Here is a 19,133-nt window from a genome sequence, read left to right as displayed (position 1 = left end):
AAAACATGAAAAACACAATCATAAAGCTATGGATAGTTTTGACGATGATAACCATTGTTATAGCATCGTGCAAAAAGGACAACTATATTGTTGGCGGCCAGCTGGAGAACACAACCACAACGTTAACCACCTACGATTATTTAAAAAGCAACAGGTACCAGTTATTTGATACGCTTTTAATGGTGATTGATAAAGCCGGCTTAAAGGATGCTATTAACAAGCAGGGGATCACTTTTTACGCCCCTACCGATTTTTCGATCAAAAATTACCTGCAGAAAAAAACACTCGAAGCACAAAAGGTTAACCCATTTGCCCAGTACAGCATAGATACGCTGATGAAATACGACCTTGGTAAATTTAAAGATTCGCTCAACGCCTATATAATACCCGCCGCTGTTAAGTACAGTTTGCTTACACAAAACGGGGTGATTTTTAATACTGCGAAAACAGGCTCAAAGGCGGTAATATCATACGAAGAAACGTTTGACCCTAACCTGGGGTATACATCGGCGGTAAGCACAGCACCGCGTATAGAGTATTACAACTTTATTAAAGGCCAGCTGCCTGCGGTGGTAGTGGCATCGGCTATACCAGATACCGTGGGCGTGCGGGTTTTGTGCCAAACAACCGGGCTTACTACCGCCACAGGGCAATTAAATGTGCTTAACAATACTCATGTTTTATACTTTAAACAATAACCGCGTCATGAAACATAAACCACTACTTTGTATCATTTTATTAGTTTGTTTAGGCGCAACCTATGCCTGTAAAAAATCGGCGGTCGGCTTTTTAAGCCCTTATATCCACTATGAGGTAAACCCGGTAATTATTCCAAAAGGGCGGGCCTTTTTAAGCGCAGGGCTTAACGGCGATGGAACTTCGCAACCTTTTTCGGTTAAAGTGCTGCATTATTACGATAAGGCAACCGGGAAGATAGTTGATTCACTTTTTAGCAAAACATACCCGGTACAAGTTTTTACAGGTGTTATAAACCCGCTTGTAGATACAAATTTTGCCCTTATAACCGCAAAACTTACCACCCAGAAAATAACACCGATATCTGTGATCCCGGCAAGTGGCCAGATAACCGCCAACTTTGGTGCCCTGAATGTGCCTGGCGGCGAGTATCAGTTTGATGTGCAGATCACCAACGAAACCGGCACCCGGGTTTATCCTAAACTGGGCGATTTTATACTGCGCGATACCACCACTTTTGACGCCGTGCCCGCCATTGGCGCAACCAGCGAAACCCGGATAATGGTGGGTAACGAGAGTAAATCGGTAGTTGGTAAACCGCCGCTTTTAACCATTACAAGGGTGGCCGATACTCCTAATATTATAACGGTTAAGTACATGGATAAAAACGGTGTGTTTTTTAATCCAAAAAACGGCGAGATCATTAGCCGTCCCGCCGCGGGTTTAAATCCTAACCCAGCATTTTTGCAATCGTTGCAGCAATACAGCCGGTCTTATTATTATACCGATAATGCATGTGTGTTCAGGTATCCGCTTACGCCTTTTCCTTTAACTTCACTGGGCAATGGCTTTAATATTTATCAGCGGATACCCTCAAAGTTTGTACATAACGATGGATTACCCGATGGGGCTTATAGCCTGAACCTTAGGTTTCCTATCCGCATTTACGTGCCCGGCTCATACCTGGTAATTGAGCAAACTGTAGATGCCACACGTGTAAACTGATGAACTATGACAATTAATTAACGCGGGTTCTCGTAAATAAGAAAAGTATGTCATTTCGATTGAGCAAGGGCGGGATTGAGCGGTTGAGCGAAAGAGAAACCTTATACGAGCGACGAGCAAACGTAGCCTGTCGCATAAGATTTCTCCTCACCCCCCACTATGCCCTCCGTCGTTCGTCGAAATGACATTTGGGAGTTCTTATATCGAACGCACTTTAATTTAATAAAAAACTTAAGCCGCAATTATAATAAAACATATGAAATTTAATTTGAAATACCTGGCATTGGCTTTGCCAATGCTCGCCTTCACCATAAACGGCAACGCACAACAAAGCTGCCCCAAATGGGGGCCTTATGTAAAAACGGTAGGCATGGGCAAAATAAAAGCCGAATTGATGATGGCCGATGTGATGTTTCCGTCAAAAGGCATAGCGCCCTTTACCTATGCCTGCAGCGTACAATTTGGCATAGGTAAAAGCGGTGGGTATTGCGGTATCCAACAAGCTGAGCTCAACCAACCGAGGCCCGGAAATAATATTTTCTCCGTTTGGGATTTCCCCAATAAAGTACAGATCCGGGCTCAGTATAAAGATCCAATCACTTTTGTAGGTGGCTTTGGCGGCGAGGGCACAGGGCTGCACTCTCACGCCGACTTTGGCTGGAAACCCGACCATTGGTATACCAATATTGTAAAACGGTGGACAAGTAATGATTCGACCACGTTTGTTGGCTATTGGATTTATGATAACACCGAAAAAACTTACCGGCACTATGTAACATTCGCCATTCCTGAAAAAGAAGCGATGTTGCATGGCGATATTGGGAGTTTCCTTGAAAACTTTGCCGATGAGCAAAAACGCTCCAGGACGGCGGTATATAAATCGTACTGGATGTTAACAGCTCAAAATAAATGGGCACATCCCGATTCGCTGGTAGCCGAGGCTGGTGATGGCTCATGGAAAGCAGAAAAGTTTGGCGATGACGGCGTGCGGGTTACTTCATGCGGTACATCGCCCTGGCAAAAGAAAACATTTTATCCAACCAGGCAAAAAGATAGGCCCGATCTGATACCTGCCAGCGTTTATGATATGGCATCGTACTATGATCATTCGCAAAAGAAAATATTTGTTAACTGGAGTGTATTGCCAACGGCAACACCACAATTAAGCTATACGGTTAATATTTATGACAACAGCGCTTATACAGGCAAGCCGCTGGCCACCATTACCGGCACCGACCCCGAACAGTACAGTGTTGGTACAACAGTAGCAGGAATGAACCTAAAAAAACAAAACTACTACATCGGCCTGCAGATAACGGACATTTTTGGCCAGCAATCGGAGGTTAAAAAGACGGTGTTGGAAGAGAAGACGCCATGAGGGCGGTAAATGAAGAAAAGCCTCGTTTCTGTTAAGGAAATGAGGCTTTTTGCTAAGAGTCGCAGTCCCCAATAAATGCCCAAGAGCATATCCAACCAGTTATAAAACCAGTCAAATATGCTCTCATTGTTTGTTTTCTTAGTCGGGATGAGAAGATTCGAACTTCCGACCTCCAGCACCCCATGCTGGCGCGATACCGGGCTACGCTACATCCCGAATGATGTATGGTTTGCAAATATATAATTTGTACTAATAATTCAAAAAGAACAATAGCATTGTGCTGGTTAATTGATCCAGGTATTGAAGCTACTGTGTGTACACATCTTTTGAAATCCTATCACCCAAAAAAACGTTGTCATTTCGAACCCTTGGAGGGTGGGATTTTGCAAGGCAAGGGTGAGAAATCTTATACTACAAGCTACGTTTGCTCGTAGCTTGTAGTATAAGATTTCTCTTTCGCACCCCGCTCATATCCCACCTCCGCTCTATCGAAAAGACATTTCTTTTAGTATGAAAGATGTGTACACACAGTAGGGTATCGAATGGGCTTGTATTGGCCGGCAACAGGCGCAATATTGGGGGCGCTATGCATCAATTTTATGTTAACCATGCAAAAATATAAAACATTGATTATTAGTTAATTAGGTTCATTTTCATCTGAAATATGTTAAGTTATGTTAACCCAATCAGATGCGTTTGCCCTGTAGTATTTCAGGCTTCAAACTTTATGGCAAGGGGGCTAATCATTTCCTGCCTGTTTCTCCTCTCCATCCAACTCCATATAAAAAACAGTACCCTTATCCGGTTCGCTCACAAACCATATTTTACCGCCATGTTTTTCCATGATCCTTTTGGTGATGGAGAGGCCCAGGCCAAAGGGTTGTTCGCCGGCAGTACCTTGCCTTTTGTTGGGGGTAAACATTTCAAAAATACCGTTGCCGTTTTTTTGGGGGATGCCAATACCGTTATCGGTTACATGAATTAAAATACTTTTACCTTGTTGCGTCATTCCAACCTTGATCACTCCCCCCTCAAAGCTAAACTTAATAGCGTTTACGATCACATTATTAAAAACCCGCCACATCTTTTCGCTGTTCACCTGGGCAATAACCGGGGTATCATCGGCTTCAAAAATGATCTCCTGGTTTTTGGCTTTAGCTTTAAAGCGCAACAGCTCTACAGAATCAAACAATAGTTTTTTAAGGTTTACTTTCTCGGTAGCCATGGGTTCGTTTTCATCATCGAGGCCCGATTTAAGCAGCTCGTTGATCATATCCATGGTGTTATTACCTGTTGATTCGATGAGTTTTAGAGCGTGCTTGCTATCGTCAGAAATGGTTTCAGCCTCCTCGTCCAGCATCATACTGGCCAGCCCTGTAATACCCCACAGCGGGTTTCTTAAATCGTGTGCCATTACGCGCATCATGCGGATGTAGTTTTGGTTAGCTACCTCCAGCTCAACAAGGGTGTTTTTTAACTGATCGTTTATTAAAACGGTATCGCTATGGCCTTTGCGCGCTCTTTTAAGGTTGCGGGCAATCAATACCATAATCACAATAAGCAATATCGCAACTATGGTAATGGCGGCCAGGTAAATCAGTTTGAGCTTATCCTGCTGTTTTAAACCGGTGATATCCTCCTGTTGATGCAGGGCGGTGAACTCCCGGTCAATATCCAGCCGGTATATTTTAGCCGCGCTTTTTTCAAAAGAATCGGTTACCCGTACATAATCGCCGAGGGCGTAGTAAGCCTTTTGGGGCTGTTTTATTTTAAACAGGTAGTCGGCGTATAGTTTATGCCACTTAATTATTGCTTCGGGATTATCCTGCCAGTACAGATCGAGCAACTTGCGTGCTTTTGCAAAAGCATCTGCCGCTTTGGCGAAATCGCCGGTGCGTGTATATACATTGGCCAGCTTGGTGTAGGGGGGGATACGCATGCCATCCATATCAACGGTTGGAATAGATATGCATTTTTCAAGATATTGTTTGGCCAGGGCGTAGTTACCCTTTTTTATGCTGATGCCACCCAGGTTATCATATATAACAATGCTTGATATATTGATATAATGTTTATCAAGAATATTAGCTTTGTCTGCCTGCTGTATTAAATCCAGGTCCCGCATATAATAAGTAGCCGCGCTATCAATTAACTCAGCCCGCTCATAGGCTACTCCTGTATTATTTAATGCCGACTGTTGCAAATAGAAAAGTTTTTGACGGGTAAGCGTGGTACAGGTGCCCAGCCGCTGGTAATCCATTTTCCAGTATTGTGCAGCAAGCAAATAGTTTTTTTGAGAGTAGTAAATCCCTGCTATTTTGGTATTCAGGATACCATCGTCGCAGCTGCCGCCTGTTATAAGCAGCTTCCCTTTATCATAATAGCGCAAAGCCAGGTTATATCTTTGGGAAAGCACCTCCGCGTCGCCTTTAATTAACAGGGCTTGCATATAAGTTTCCGGATATTTTTCGGCTTCACTATTATTATCAAAAAAAGCAATGGCGCTATCGGCGTAGCGGTTCATCAGGAGAAGGTTGTGATGGTAACCTTCGGCTTTCATCCTGTAGTAATCAACAATCAGCGGGTCGTCGTTTTTGAGTTTTGCCCTTAAGGTTGTGAGCATTTTTTTTGCGGTATCAGGCTTACCTGCAATCACCAGGCTATCTACAATTTGAAAGGTCTTTTTTAATTTTATGTTGATGTTCTGGTTGTTGTTTCTTTCGCAGGAAGAGAACATTAAAATAATATTAAAAAATAACAGGAGTATAAGGGCTAAATAAAACCTGGGGGAGTTTAAATACATTACGGAGCTATCCTGTTTTGGTTAAATACGGAATTTATTTTTTTAAATATAACTAAAACCTAAATACGCAGAAGCTTTTTTATGCAACTACCCTCATGAGGTATTTTGCCCCGGTATTGTTAAATATTATAGATTTGACTTTTAATGCTGCGGCAAATTTTTAACTTACACCTTATCTATATAATTTACTGTCATTTATCGTTTATTTGATAGTTTAGCATTTGAGTATGACATCGGCCGAAAATTATGAACTACTTATTGGGAAGATTAATATCTTCATTAAGAAGTATTACTTCAATAATTTTTTGCGTGGACTCATTTTTTTGGGTGCCGGCCTGTTTACCGCCTACGTAGTAATTACCCTTAGCGAGTACTTTGGCAACTTCAATACCGTATTTCGTACCATATTATTTTACTTTTTTATACTGCTTAATGTTGGATTGATTTGCTGGCTCATATTGCCGCCGCTGTTATCCTGGTTAAAATTGGGTAAAACGTTAACGCACGATGAAGCCGCCCAGATCATTGGTAAGCACTTTCAAGATGTAAACGATAAGCTGCTTAACACCCTGCAACTTAAAAAGCTGGCCTCCCAGGATGAAAACCACCGCGCCCTTATTGAAGCCAGCATCGACCAAAAGATAGAAACCCTTAAACCGGTAAGCTTTCCATCGGCCATTAACATTAAGGAGAATACCAAATATTTAAAATACATACTGGCACCGGCGGCGGTGATCATCGTGATCGCTTTCGCGGCACCCTCTATCCTTACCGAGAGCACCAAAAGGCTCATCAGGCATAACGAGTACTTTGTGCCTGCCGCGCCGTTTAAATTTATGGTGCTTAACAAAACCCTTTCGGTAGTGCAGGGCGAAGATCTGAAGCTTAACCTGAAACTTGATGGCGATAAACTCCCCGCCGATGTATACATCGAGACAGCCAACAACACTTTTAAGCTGGATAAGGAAAACATCAGCCGCTTTCATTACCAGTTTACCAATTTGCAGCAGGATACCCGTTTTAAACTCATTGGCAATGGTTTTGCATCGGCAGAGTACCTGGTGAAGGTTAACCAGAAACCGGCTTTACTCCATTTTGATGTGGAGCTGAACTACCCCGCCTATCTGCATAAAAAGAACGAGACGTTGGTTAACGCCGGCGATCTGGTGTTGCCTGCCGGTACCAATGTTAAATGGCAGCTGCATACCCAGCACGCTACCGGCCTGCAGTTTTTTATGAACGATGTGCAGCATGCGGCTACAGCAACCGCTGCCGATGTGTTTGAACACAGCGAAAAGGTATACAAAAACGCCATCTATAAGCTTAGCCCGGTAAATACCCAGGTAAGCCGAAGCGACTCGGCAACGTATCATATCAACGTAATATTAGATGAAGCGCCAACCATCAACGTAGAAGAAAAACCCGACTCGGTGAGTATGAAGTCGCTGTATTTCAATGGCAAGATCCAGGACGATCATGGTTTTTCGGCCCTTGATTTCCATTATACCGTACAATCCGCGGGTAATAAGGCCGCTTCAAAAACGTTTGTTAAGCGGGTTGAAGCAGATATGAAACAAACGCAGGCCGATTTCTTTTACTATTGGAATTTGAAGGAATTGGGCATAAACCCCGGTGACCAGGTAAGCTATTATTTTGAAGTTGCCGATAACGATGGCGTGAATGGTCCTAAAAAAGCACGTAGCCCCGAGCGTACCCTCAACGTGCCCGATACCAAAGAGGTTAACGAACAATTAAACGCAGGCACCCAGGCCATTAAACAAAAAATGGAGTCGGCTATTAAGCTGGCGGGGCAGGTGGAGCGCGAATCGCAGAAATTAAACCAACTATTGCTTGATAAAAATAGCCTCAGCTTTGACGAAAAGAAACAGGTAGAAGACCTGCTGCAAAAACGCAAGGACCTGGAAGATTTGGTGAAGGAGATTAAAGACGATAATAAAAAGAACCTCTACAATCGCCAGGAAAACCAGCAGCAAAACCAGGAGATCCTGGATAAGCAAAAGCAGATAGAGGATTTGTTTAATAACGTGCTCGATCAAAAAACTAAAGACCTGCTGCAAAACCTGCAACAGTTGCTAAACGAGCAGCAAAAGGATGCCACCCGCGATGAGCTATCTAAAATGCAGATGGATAATAAATCGCTTAAAAAGGAACTGGATAGGATGCTGGAGCTGTACAAAAAGCTGGAGTTTGATCAGAAGCTTAATCAACAGGTAGATCAGCTGAATAAACTGGCAGATCAGCAGCAAAAGCTTGCCGAAAAGACAGCACAAAAAGGCAGCGACCAGCAAAAATTACAGCAGGAGCAGCAGGGCTTGAAAAAGGATTTTGAGGATGTGAAGAAGGGGCTGGAAGATCTGCAAAAAACAAACGAGCAGGCCGAGCATAAAAGCGATTTCCAAAACCCCGAAAAAGAAACTCAAAGTATTGAGCAAAAGATGGATCAAAGTGCCGGCGATTTGCAAAAGAACGATAAAAGCAAAGCCAGCAAAAGCCAGCAGCAGGCCGCAAAGGAAATGAAGGACCTGGCCAACAAAACGCAGCAGCAGGATGCCGAGGGCGAAAGCAAGGATAACGCCGTAGATGCCCAGCAACTGCGCGAGCTGCTCAAAAACCTGGTGAACAGTTCCTTTAGCCAGGAAAAGCTGATGCAAACACTAAAAACAACCAGCCCTACAGATCCGCAGTATATCACCCTGTCCCAAAATCAAAAGGATATAAAGGATAACCTGAAAACGGCCGAGGATAGTTTGTATGCCCTAAGCAGGCGCATTCCGCAAATTCAATCGACGGTTAACCAGGAGATCACGAGCATTAACAACCATATCGACCAGGCCTTGGATAACCTTGGCGACAGGCGCACGGGCGAAGCCAACCGCAACCAGCAATACGCCATGACCAGCATGAACAACCTGGCCCTCATGCTGAGCGAAGCGCTTGATCAGCTGCAAAAGCAAATGAACAAGGGTAAAGGCGGCAAGGGCAAGCCGCAAAGCATGTCGCAACTGTCAAAAATGCAGGATCAGCTTAATAAAAACATGCAAAAGGCGCGCGAGCAGATGAAGCAGCAGGGTAATAATCCGGGTCAAGGGCAGCCAAAGCCGGGGCAGGGGCAACCCGGTATGAGCGAGCAACTTGCACGCATGGCGCGCCAGCAGCAATTGATAAGGCAACAATTACAACAAATAAACCGCGAACAAAATAAGGATGGAAAGCCGGGAATTGGTAATTTAGACAAAATTTCGCAAGAAATGGAACAAACCGAGCGCGATCTCGTAAACAGGAAGATTACAGACGAAGCGCTTAAACGACAACAACAAATACAGAGCCGGTTATTGGAAGCAGAGAAGGCACAACAGGAGCGGGAGCAAGACCAGCAGCGGGAAAGCAATGCAGGTAAAAACATTCCGCCGGGCTATATAAAGGCCCTGCAGGGATACCAGCAGCAACGTGCAAAACAAACAGAAGAGGTAAAAACCGTATCTCCGGCACTTAATTTGTATTACAAGCAAAAAATTAAATCATACTTTGATCAACTTAATGCCAAATAATATGGAACAGGCAAATGTTCAAACCGGCGAATTATTCACGCTGCAGCTCCCGTCGACGCCGGAGAGCATCACTCAGCTTGAGGCGCTGATAGAAGAGATTGCTGACAAATACCATGTGGCCGAGGATACCTTTGCCAACATGATGACCTGCCTAAACGAAGCCACTATCAACGCCATTATACATGGCAATAAATCCGATATATCTAAAAAGGTGATCATCAATGCCGATGTTGACCTTAAACGCATTATATGGACAGTGACCGACGAAGGCGATGGTTTTGACTATAACCACCTGGCCGATCCAACCGCACCAGAAAACCTGGAAAGCTTAACCGGCCGTGGCGTATTCATTATTAGACACCTTGCCGATCAGTGCATATTTAACACCAAAGGCAACGAATTGGAACTACATTTTAAAATCTGATGCCTGCTATACAGTTTTTTGAAGAAGGCATCAGCTATAAGCTAAAAAATAAAACCCTTGTGCGCCAGTGGATCAAAGATACCATCATCGCCGAGGGTTTTAAGTTGAAAGAACTTACCTACGTTTTTTGTTCAGACGCGTATCTGCTGCCCATGAACCAGCAATACCTTAACCACGATACCCTTACCGATATCATCACCTTTGATAACAGCGAAGTAGAAGGCCAAATTGTGGGCGATATATTTATATCTATAGACCGCATCCGCGAAAACGCTTCCAAATTTGGCGTAACCGAAACCCAGGAACTGCACCGCGTAATCATCCACGGTGCGCTGCACCTGTTGGGCTACACAGATAAAACTGTTGTTACAAAACAAAAAATGACACAAAAAGAAGACGAGTACTTAGCCCGTCGAAATTTTATTAGTTAATTTTACGTAATTATTATCAAAACCATCAATTATTACCAACCATGAAATTACTTACGTTAATATTAGCCTTCTTCCTGGTATCGGCACCAGCATCGGTTTATGAATTTAAACTAAAAACAATCGACGGCGAAAACTTTTCCCTGGCCAAATACAAAGGCAAAAAAGTGCTTATTGTAAACACAGCATCAAAATGCGGCTTTACCAAACAGTATAAAGATTTAGAAGCCCTTGCCGAAAAATACAAAGGCAAGCTGGTAGTAGTAGGTTTCCCGGCCAATAACTTTGGTGGCCAGGAGCCAGGCACCAACCAGGATATCAAAACCTTTTGTCACGATAACTTTAACGTAACTTTCCCTATGAGCGGTAAAGTAAGCGTGTTAGGTTTAGATATTGATCCATTGTTTCAATACCTCACCACCGCCCCAAACCCAGAGTTTACCGGCGACATCAAATGGAACTTCGAAAAATTCCTGATCGACGAAAACGGCAAACTAATCCACCGTTTCCGCTCACAAACCACCCCACTATCAGAAGATATTACCAAATACCTGTAAACGATAACGGTTACATAGCATACCAAAAGCCCCGGTTTACCGGGGCTTTTTTTGTGAACTTTTATGGCTATAGGACAGTGAGACATTGGGACTATAGGATTAGGCAAAAAAAGCAGGGGCCTCGTGCGATTCCTTCCCCGGGGAAGGCGGAGCAAGGGGTAAAAAGGATGTTCAAATTTGTAAAAAACACCCTCGCCAACCTCACACATACAACCTCCCGTTTAAAATCCGGCGGACTCTGAAGGTGAAAATGACGTAACAAACTATCCTCACCACCCTGTCATGCTGAGGAACGAAGCATCTATTCGCGAACAGGCAGAGCGAACAGGCAGAGCGTAGAATAGATGCTTCGTTCCTCAGCATGACAGACGGTTTTAAAAGACGTCATGGGTAGGAGGTACAACGAAGCAGTCCCCAACTATACAGAGCCACCCAAAAAGTTCCCCCGCGTTAACTCCCCAATTCATGCCGAACCTGTTTCAGTACCCCACAAGCAAAGCACCCACCCCGCAAGCAAATTTTTGACTTTTGACTTTTACCTTTTGAATTTAAAACGGGCGTTGCCTTTGGCCCGGGCTATCCGCTCATACTGCACAGGCCTTAAGCGCCGGGCCGGTATCCGCTGCTATCCCTAACGCGCCCACGCGCATTGCCACATGCAAAACGAAACCATTGTATAACCCCAATTGTAGTAATTTTACACTATGGCCGATGTACACTCCAAAGAAACCCGAAGCTACAACATGTCCCGGATTAAGGGAAAGAATACCAAGCCCGAACTTTTGGTGCGTAAGTTTCTGCACAAAAACGGTTTCCGCTACCGCCTGCACGTTAAGGATATGCACGGCAAGCCGGATATTGTACTACCCAAATACAAAACCGTAATTTTTATACATGGATGCTTTTGGCATGGGCATGAGGGGTGCCGGTATTATGTGGTGCCGAAAACAAGAACTGAATGGTGGTTGAATAAGATTAATACAAATATTAATAACGATTTACAATATGGAAAGGCATTGGAATTGAGGGGATGGAAAGTTCTCGTTGTTTGGGAGTGTGATTTAAAGGGCGTGGATAAGGCTGGTTTTCTAACTTCGATTATTGCGGCGCTGAAAAACAATGAAGAGAAACCAATTTAAATGTTGCACAGGGAGCTAAAAACCAGAATATTTAGCAAAAAAATACTAAATATTCTGGTTTTGAAGGAAAGTTTTTATATTTGAAAATATAGTTAGCCGCATGAGCATATCACAATTTTTAGTAGAGGAGCCATTGGTGTCATATCAAACATCTTTAGATGCAGAGTTGTATCATGGGAATTGGCAACAAAAGATATTTTCCAATCCAAAATCAACAATTCGGCTCGGCACGCTATTTAGCGGTATCGGAGCCGTGGAGCATGCTTTGCAACGGCTTAATCTCAATTCTTCAATCACGTTTGCAAGTGACATTGATCAGCATGTAAAAAAAAGCTATTTGGCTAATTACGAATTAGACGTAGCAGACTGGCATAATGACGTAACCCAATTTAATGCAAAAAAATATAAAAATAAAGTTGACTTACTTGTCGGCGGTAGCCCATGTCAGGCTTTTTCGATGGTTGGAAAAAGGCTTGGTTTAGATGATATTAGAGGTACATTGTTTTATGATTTTGCCCGAATTGTTAGTGAAACCCAGCCGAAAGTTTTTATCTACGAAAATGTTAAAGGCCTAACTAATCATGATGGTGGGAATACATGGAAAGTTGTTCAGGATGTTTTTAAAGATCTTGGGTATAAAATATATTCGAAGTTGCTTAATGGGAAAGATTTTGGTATACCACAACACAGAGAACGAATCGTTGTCGTTGGCTTTCTTGATCATGACATTGATTTCAGTTTTCCTGTAAAAGTCCCATTAGAACACACAATGCAGGACTTCTTAGAGGATTTTACCGAGACGAAATATTACCTGAAGGAAAAGGGAATAAAGTTTGTAACAAGTACTAAAAACAGAATGAAGCGATATACCCAAATTAATGGAGATATCGCTCTTTGCCAAAAGGCAAATCAACAATTTAATTGGCATGGTGATTTTGTTTTTGAACCCGAATATGATCAAACTGCATTCGATGAGTTTATTTTTGATGTAAGAGATGTAGAAGAAAAGTATTACTTGTCAGATAAGGTTAGGGATTACGTACTTGCAGGAGGAACAAAAAACTGGAAAACAAGTACCAAAACCGATCTTGAGATTGCTCGTCCACTTCTTCAGTCAATGCACAAAATGCATCGAGCTGGAGTAGACAATTATGTTACACATAAAGGACGTATTAGAAAACTTACACCGAGAGAGTGTTTGCGCTTAATGGGATTTCGTGATGATTTTAAGATTGAAGTAAGCGATACACAAGCTTACCGCCAGGCAGGTAACAGTATAATTGTAGATATGCTTATAGCCGTTCTAAAACAGATGGATATCACAAAATTTGCTTTATAATGAGTTATTTAATCAACGGCAAGCGATTTGAGATAATTGACACAATTGAAAAAATACCATCAAGGGATTCATTTACTGACGAAGAAAATAAGATTGGTAAATCTACTGGTGCTTGGGAATGGCATATAGGTAGCAAACGCGACGCTGCCAAATATGCTTTTTTTGGTGGATTAGGTTTTGATGCTTTGTGTTTTATAAAAAAAGATGACTTGATTTGGTTAATGGAGGAATTGCAACCGGAATATCAGGATCCTTCGCAGAATTATCGAGGAAAGCTTGATTTTCTTCGCGTTTATAAAAACAGAATGGATCAAATAAACTCTCTTGCATCATTTTCTTTTTTTCATTTCAGAGAGCATGATCAACGAGATTCTCTTGATAATAGATTATATGCAAAACGGCCAGGATCAAAAGCTGATGGAGATGACATTTATTCAATTTTAAGAGATGTAGCGCTACCCAACTTAACCTTTACTTCTATTTTAAAATTGCAATCGTCAGATGGGCAAATAATGTATTATTTTAAGGTTTTTCCCAATTTTAGCTCTTATGATTGGGGTAACAACTTTTCAATTGCACAGGAATCAGCAATATTGTCTTCTATAACAATTTCAACAACAGAAAAGGACCAATTAATTAAAGCGAGAGTTGGACAAGGTAAATTTAGAATGGGTATTTCTAAAGAATGTAAGATCTGCCCCATAACTCGTGTAGATGATACAAGATTGCTTGTGGCAAGTCATATTAAACCGTGGAGCCTTTCTTCAAACTTTGAGCGCCTTGATCCTAAAAATGGAGTCTTGTTTACTCCAACAATTGATAAATTATTTGATTCGGGTTTTATCTCCTTTACAGATCACAAAGAGCTTATCGTTTCTCCCTGGATATCCCAAAATACAACCAAAAAGTTAAATCTTCTAAATGGAACTAGATATACACATTTTCCTATTAAGGGTAGAGAAAAATATATAGAATATCATAGACATAATATTTTTAAATCATAGTATTTCTTTTTTTCGATTATATTAAGATAATTTTAAGATCTGAATTAATATCGAAACTATGTCTGATCCTATTTGCCGTTGGCGCAATCCCTATGTAGAAACAGTAAGGCAATTAATAGACGTTTTACCAAAGACGGTATTGCCTTCTTCAGAGGCAAGGGAAATTGTAATTGAAAATTTTGATAACACTTTTTTTACAACACCCTATCAGCTAGCGTGTCAACTTGGTCTTTATTATGAAAGCGAGGGAAACCTTTATCCCCGGTTTAGTTACACACCGAGTCTTGAAGAAGTTATAGATTATTTGCGGAAATGGATTGTCAAATATTATGTCCCTAATCCATATACAAGAGGCTTCTCTGAGCTAAGGCCCATTAGTATACATGCCAAGTTTTGCGAACAGCTTATGAAAAATGATGGTAATGTTGAATGGGATTTAGTTAAAACCGAAGTTTTTAAAGAATCTATTGGTAATGATGATATATTAAGAAATACGTTCAATTTGTATTCAGACGTTTTTTCTATAGAAAAAGGGCAACTAAAATTGAAAAACGGTGTACATACTGACGACCTTGGTAATTATTTAATTAATCCGGAAATTACGGATCGAAATGACAAAGCTGTTTTTTTTAATTATTTTGGACATACAAAGGGCGATTCATCATCCTTTGGTAAGGATTATCCATACAATCTGATAATTTATGGTGCTCCTGGAACAGGAAAGAGCAAGGAAGTCGAGAAGCGCTCGTCTATTTTCGGTAGCCGCAAAAAAAGGATTACTTTTTATCCTGATTATTCCTATGCGAAATTCGCTGGTAGTTACAAACCAGTAACATATTATAAAAAACCAAGTGGCGATGTTGAATTTTACAATTCTCGGGGTTCCGAATTTAAAAATCAATATATACTGAATGAACCAATAATAGATTATTCATTTACTCCGGGCCCCTTTTTACAAGCCCTGTCAGAAGCGTTTTTATCTGAGCTGCCTTACCTTCTAATCATAGAAGAAATCAATAGAGCAAATTCCGCTGCGGTTTTTGGTGAGATTTTTCAATTACTTGATCGTACTGAGGGTTCAAGTGACTACAGAGTAATGCTTTCGGAAGAGGCCATGTTACATTTAAAAGAGAAACTCGGTGAGAAATATAAACTTATTGAAAATGGAATTTACCTGCCATCAAACTTTTATATATGGGCTACCATGAATAGTGCTGACCAAGGTGTTTTCCATATGGATTCAGCCTTCAAACGTAGATGGAATTTCGAATATCTCCCTTTAAACAAAAACGAAGACGTTCGTCAAGGAAAGTCGATTTTCTTTGGTTCTAAGCAATATAACTGGAATAGTTTTAGACAAATAATTAATACATTTTTGAGCGCCGAGTGCAAGATTCCGGAAGATCGATTAATTGGGCCATTCTTTTTAAGTGAAGCCGAATTGATGGATCCTGAATCAATTAAGAATAAACTTCTTTTGTATTTAAGGGACGACGTATTGAGGCATAGTCATCGTAAACTATTTGAAGCAGATACTTTCAGTACTATCATAGATCTTTATGATAGTAATAAAAATGTATTTGTTCAGGTTATAATGGACAGGCTCGATACTGAATAATGCACCAAACAGACAACGGAATAACTTTTCTTTTTGAACAAGCTGAGCAATACAGCTTGGCCGCTATAAAGACTAGCCTGGGGATTCTTTATGATTTTTTTTTGGAAAACAATTATCTATCGGTTTCTTTTGAAACCGTCAGTTTTTCATATTGTGGGATAGCGGCAAATGCTACAACTTTGTTTTGCATTCTTCCTAAGTATTTAAAAAATCAACTTAATTTGGATAGGGAGTATATCGCTCAGGCAAAAAAGTTAATCAAAGTTCTGAAGATATATCAAAATAACATTAATTTAGATATTCCAGATTCAGATCTAATAAATTGTTCGTCACATGCATTTAGTAGCGAAATTTCACTTGCTGATCTTATTTTAAATGATTATCTCCAAAATGGTATATGGAGTTTGATCCAACAGAATATTGTACCTAATTCTGACAATGAAACATTATGGGATTATACAATTGAAAACACATATCCTGTTGTAACTAAATATCCATATTATTTTGAGTTATTTAGCTTTGAAAATCAATATGTGTCCAATAACATCATCGGTAAAATTCATAGATGGGCGATTAATTATTGTGCAGATAAGTATTCAGAACTGTTGGATATAAATGTGGATAATAGTGATGAACAATCGCTGTCGCTGGAAGATATTGGTGAAAAAAACTTTTTGCTGTATACAATTGAAAAAGAGCTCAGAATAACATTTAATGACAGAAATATACGTTTACTCAAAATGCTCGCTGAACTTATTAATTCAAATGGCGCTTATGGGGATAATGTGTATACGTTATATGGAAAAAATAAATTTGAACACGTATGGGAATCGGGTGTAAGCTTCTGTTTCCAAAATCAATATCAGGCTTACAAATCCTATTTATCTACCCCTAAGTGGATCAATAAAGATAAAACAATTATTTCCGAAAAGCACACCGTAAGGCCGGATGTTATAAGATGGGTAAAAGATGCGCAAAATTCCATCATGCTAATTATTGATGCGAAATACTATATGTTCAAGTTTGATGATATTAGCCAAAGGGCGGATAATAATCCTGGCGTCGGAGATATCATCAAACAATATTTTTATCAATTTATTTTAGGTAGAACCACTTCTGGTGCCGAATGGCTAAATTATCCAACCTCTTATTTAAACATATTAATTTTTCCTGGTTTAATAGGATCGTTTAAACTGATGGAATTTATCGGCTCTGTATCAATAGAAAACCAAGCAATAGATAAGCCTATTTACAATGTTTACTTGAATCCAGATATTCTTTTCAAACATTATATTGCTCAAATACCTTTTTCAGGAAATCAGATTACAGAATTTATCGGAGCATCAAAATAAATGTGTAACGAAAAATAAACCTTGTTTTAACGATATAATTTCCAGGAAAAGTTTGCTTTTTATATTCAATTAGAGTATTTTTAATTATGAGCTATTTAACAAACTTCGGTATTAATTATCAATCCTTAACAGATTTACCAAACGCAGAGTTAATCGCTTTGGTAAACAAAATGACTTGTGAAGATTTGATAGAATGGCTATCGTGGAATGATCCCAACGGCATTTACAACGACGAGCAATCTTTAAAAGAATTAGGCAACATAATGTCGCTTGAGGAAGGCAAAGAAATATTGCTTCGTCAGGTTGAGGAAAATAGGGTTGTAGCATAAGTCCATCAAGGTAAAAGGTCACTTATCTCCGATTGCTCACCCCAAACCATCCTGCTAAATTGCCGAATGGCAAACATTCAGTTCAACTACCTCTACCGCGATGGCGGTAATTACAAAAAATATGGTTCGGTGGTATTGGCAAACCCAACAGGTTTGGGTCTGGCAGAACTAACCGCGCTCATCCGATCCAACCTCATAGACCAAACCTGGTTTTACGTCGCCCATGCCGGCATCCCCGATTTAACCCCCAACACCTTTAACCCCGAAACCGACCCCACCTGGCACGAATTTGAAAGCATTGGACTCACTGCCGCCCCGGTGAGCATGAAAATGGATGTGCTGGGTTTTGTAGAGTTGTTGGAAATTGAGATATGACGGGGCAATACTAATTGACTATATTGCTTTTTTAATAGATGATGAAGAAGGAAGTTATATTAGAGCTATTTAGCAAGTTTGAACATGCCTGTTACGATTTTAATGGAATAGAATGTTGGAGCGCGAGAGATTTGCAGGAAATACTGGGTTACACGAAGTGGAATAACTTCCTGAATGTAATTGATAAAGCAAAGAAAGCATGTGAAAATGCCGATTCCAGTGTCTCTGATCATTTTGCCGACGTCGGCAAAATGATCGAGATTGCGAAAGGCGCAAAACGGGAGGTAGAGGACATCGCATTAACCCGCTATGCCTGTTACCTCATCGCGCAAAACGGCGATCCGGCAAAACAAGCAATCGCCTTCGCACAAACTTACTTTGCTGTGCAAACCCGCAAGCAGGAAATTATTGAACAACGGTTAATAGATGTTGAACGCGTTACAGCCCGCGAAAAACTTACAAAATCTGAAAAGAAATTATCGGGGATATTATATGAACGTGGTGTTGATAGCGCGGGGTTTGCGATCATCCGGTCGAAAGGCGATCAGGCCTTGTTTGGAGGATTCAGCACAAACGACATGAAAAAGAAGTTGGGAGTTCCCCCTGCCAAGCCTTTGGCAGATTTTCTGCCCACATTAACCATTAAAGCCAAAGATTTTGCCAACGAATTGACCAGTCACAATGTTATCGAAAAGGATTTGAACAATAACACGCAAATCTCAAAGGAACATATCGACAATAACAAGGCCGTAAGGGATATTTTACTGCAAAGAGGTGTAAGACCAGAATCGCTACCTGCCGCCGAAGATGTTAAAAAGCTGGAGCGCAGATTAGAGAGTGATGAAAAGAAAGTTTCTAAAACCGGCGGAAAACCGAAGAAGTAAATAATGATACCGCGGTTTTCTAATTTAGGCATACTGCCGGGAAATGAAGGGGCGGGGCTTTTGGACTGGCGGACGTTTGCATAGACTTCGGATTTCCACCCTCTAAAACACCGGTTTAAGTACCAGGCAGCAGGTAGTATTACCACTTGATTTCTTAAACTGTTTCGGTTTTGCAAAACATCAAAATTGCGAACACCTTGATTATTAATAGGATGTAATTTAATAACTCACAT

Annotated in this window: 16 protein-coding genes and 1 tRNA gene; 15 read left to right on the top strand and 2 right to left on the bottom strand. The window is 41.0% G+C overall.

The genetic code is table 11. The annotated features are described in order from the left end of the window. Positions 1-5: 5 nt before the first annotated feature. The 3 genes from FHS10_RS14350 (at position 6) to FHS10_RS14340 (ending at position 3,079) form a co-directional block, all read left to right on the top strand. Positions 6-698, top strand: coding sequence for a hypothetical protein (locus FHS10_RS14350; RefSeq protein ID WP_259091658.1), 693 nt, complete (start codon positions 6-8; stop codon positions 696-698). Between the two features lie 7 nt (positions 699-705). After that, positions 706-1,701 (top strand): hypothetical protein, encoded by a 996-nt coding sequence (locus FHS10_RS14345; RefSeq protein WP_259091657.1) that lies wholly within the window; start codon positions 706-708, stop codon positions 1,699-1,701. A gap of 256 nt (positions 1,702-1,957) precedes the next feature. Continuing rightward, positions 1,958-3,079, top strand: a complete 1,122-nt coding sequence (locus FHS10_RS14340; protein ID WP_259091656.1) for a DUF3472 domain-containing protein — start codon at positions 1,958-1,960, stop codon at positions 3,077-3,079. Positions 3,080-3,221: 142 nt separating this feature from the next. On the opposite strand, the gene FHS10_RS14335 is transcribed toward FHS10_RS14340, so the two are convergent. After that, positions 3,222-3,295, bottom strand: a tRNA-Pro gene (locus tag FHS10_RS14335). 523 nt (positions 3,296-3,818) lie between these two features. Then, positions 3,819-5,816, bottom strand: coding sequence for an ATP-binding protein (locus tag FHS10_RS14330; protein ID WP_259091655.1), 1,998 nt, complete (start codon positions 5,814-5,816; stop codon positions 3,819-3,821). A gap of 293 nt (positions 5,817-6,109) precedes the next feature. Between FHS10_RS14330 and FHS10_RS14325 the strand changes: the two genes are divergently transcribed. From FHS10_RS14325 to dinD, 12 genes are all read left to right on the top strand, one after another. After that, entirely contained in the window at positions 6,110-9,451 is a 3,342-nt protein-coding gene (locus FHS10_RS14325; RefSeq protein ID WP_259091654.1) for a DUF4175 family protein, read from the top strand. Position 9,452: 1 nt separating this feature from the next. Further along, entirely contained in the window at positions 9,453-9,875 is a 423-nt protein-coding gene (locus tag FHS10_RS14320) for an ATP-binding protein (RefSeq protein ID WP_259091653.1), read from the top strand. Next, complete coding sequence (ybeY, locus tag FHS10_RS14315) at positions 9,875-10,306, top strand: rRNA maturation RNase YbeY (RefSeq protein ID WP_259091652.1); 432 nt, start codon at positions 9,875-9,877, stop codon at positions 10,304-10,306. Before FHS10_RS14320 ends, ybeY begins: the two co-directional genes overlap by 1 nt. 41 nt (positions 10,307-10,347) lie before the next feature. Continuing rightward, on the top strand, positions 10,348-10,860 hold the full coding sequence (locus FHS10_RS14310; protein WP_259091651.1) for a glutathione peroxidase: 513 nt from the start codon (positions 10,348-10,350) through the stop codon (positions 10,858-10,860). Between the two features lie 704 nt (positions 10,861-11,564). Next, complete coding sequence (locus tag FHS10_RS14305; RefSeq protein WP_259091650.1) at positions 11,565-11,999, top strand: very short patch repair endonuclease; 435 nt, start codon at positions 11,565-11,567, stop codon at positions 11,997-11,999. Positions 12,000-12,099: 100 nt separating this feature from the next. Continuing rightward, on the top strand, positions 12,100-13,338 hold the full coding sequence (locus FHS10_RS14300) for a DNA cytosine methyltransferase (RefSeq protein WP_259091649.1): 1,239 nt from the start codon (positions 12,100-12,102) through the stop codon (positions 13,336-13,338). Next, positions 13,338-14,342 (top strand): HNH endonuclease, encoded by a 1,005-nt coding sequence (locus tag FHS10_RS14295; protein WP_259091648.1) that lies wholly within the window; start codon positions 13,338-13,340, stop codon positions 14,340-14,342. The genes FHS10_RS14300 and FHS10_RS14295 overlap by 1 nt, the downstream gene beginning before the upstream one ends. 58 nt (positions 14,343-14,400) lie before the next feature. Continuing rightward, positions 14,401-15,960 carry an AAA family ATPase gene (locus tag FHS10_RS14290; RefSeq protein ID WP_259091647.1) on the top strand — a complete coding sequence of 520 codons (1,560 nt, stop codon included), beginning with the start codon at positions 14,401-14,403 and terminating at the stop codon, positions 15,958-15,960. Continuing rightward, positions 15,960-17,312 carry an LlaJI family restriction endonuclease gene (locus FHS10_RS14285; RefSeq protein ID WP_259091646.1) on the top strand — a complete coding sequence of 451 codons (1,353 nt, stop codon included), beginning with the start codon at positions 15,960-15,962 and terminating at the stop codon, positions 17,310-17,312. The genes FHS10_RS14290 and FHS10_RS14285 overlap by 1 nt, the downstream gene beginning before the upstream one ends. Before the next feature lie 86 nt (positions 17,313-17,398). Further along, the gene (locus FHS10_RS14280) at positions 17,399-17,641 is read left to right on the top strand and encodes a hypothetical protein (protein ID WP_259091645.1); all 243 of its coding nucleotides are present in this window, start codon (positions 17,399-17,401) and stop codon (positions 17,639-17,641) included. Between the two features lie 66 nt (positions 17,642-17,707). Next, positions 17,708-18,016 carry a hypothetical protein gene (locus FHS10_RS14275; RefSeq protein WP_259091644.1) on the top strand — a complete coding sequence of 103 codons (309 nt, stop codon included), beginning with the start codon at positions 17,708-17,710 and terminating at the stop codon, positions 18,014-18,016. Positions 18,017-18,054: 38 nt separating this feature from the next. Further along, positions 18,055-18,900: a DNA damage-inducible protein D gene (gene dinD / locus FHS10_RS14270; protein ID WP_259091643.1), complete on the top strand. Its 846-nt coding sequence runs from the start codon at positions 18,055-18,057 to the stop codon at positions 18,898-18,900. The last annotated feature ends 233 nt before the right edge of the window (positions 18,901-19,133 follow it).

This window comes from Mucilaginibacter dorajii (assembly GCF_024808255.1).
GTDB classification, from domain to species: Bacteria; Bacteroidota; Bacteroidia; order Sphingobacteriales; family Sphingobacteriaceae; genus Mucilaginibacter; species Mucilaginibacter dorajii.
Note: the sequence above shows the minus strand (reverse complement) of the source record. Positions and strands in the feature narration are given on the sequence as shown.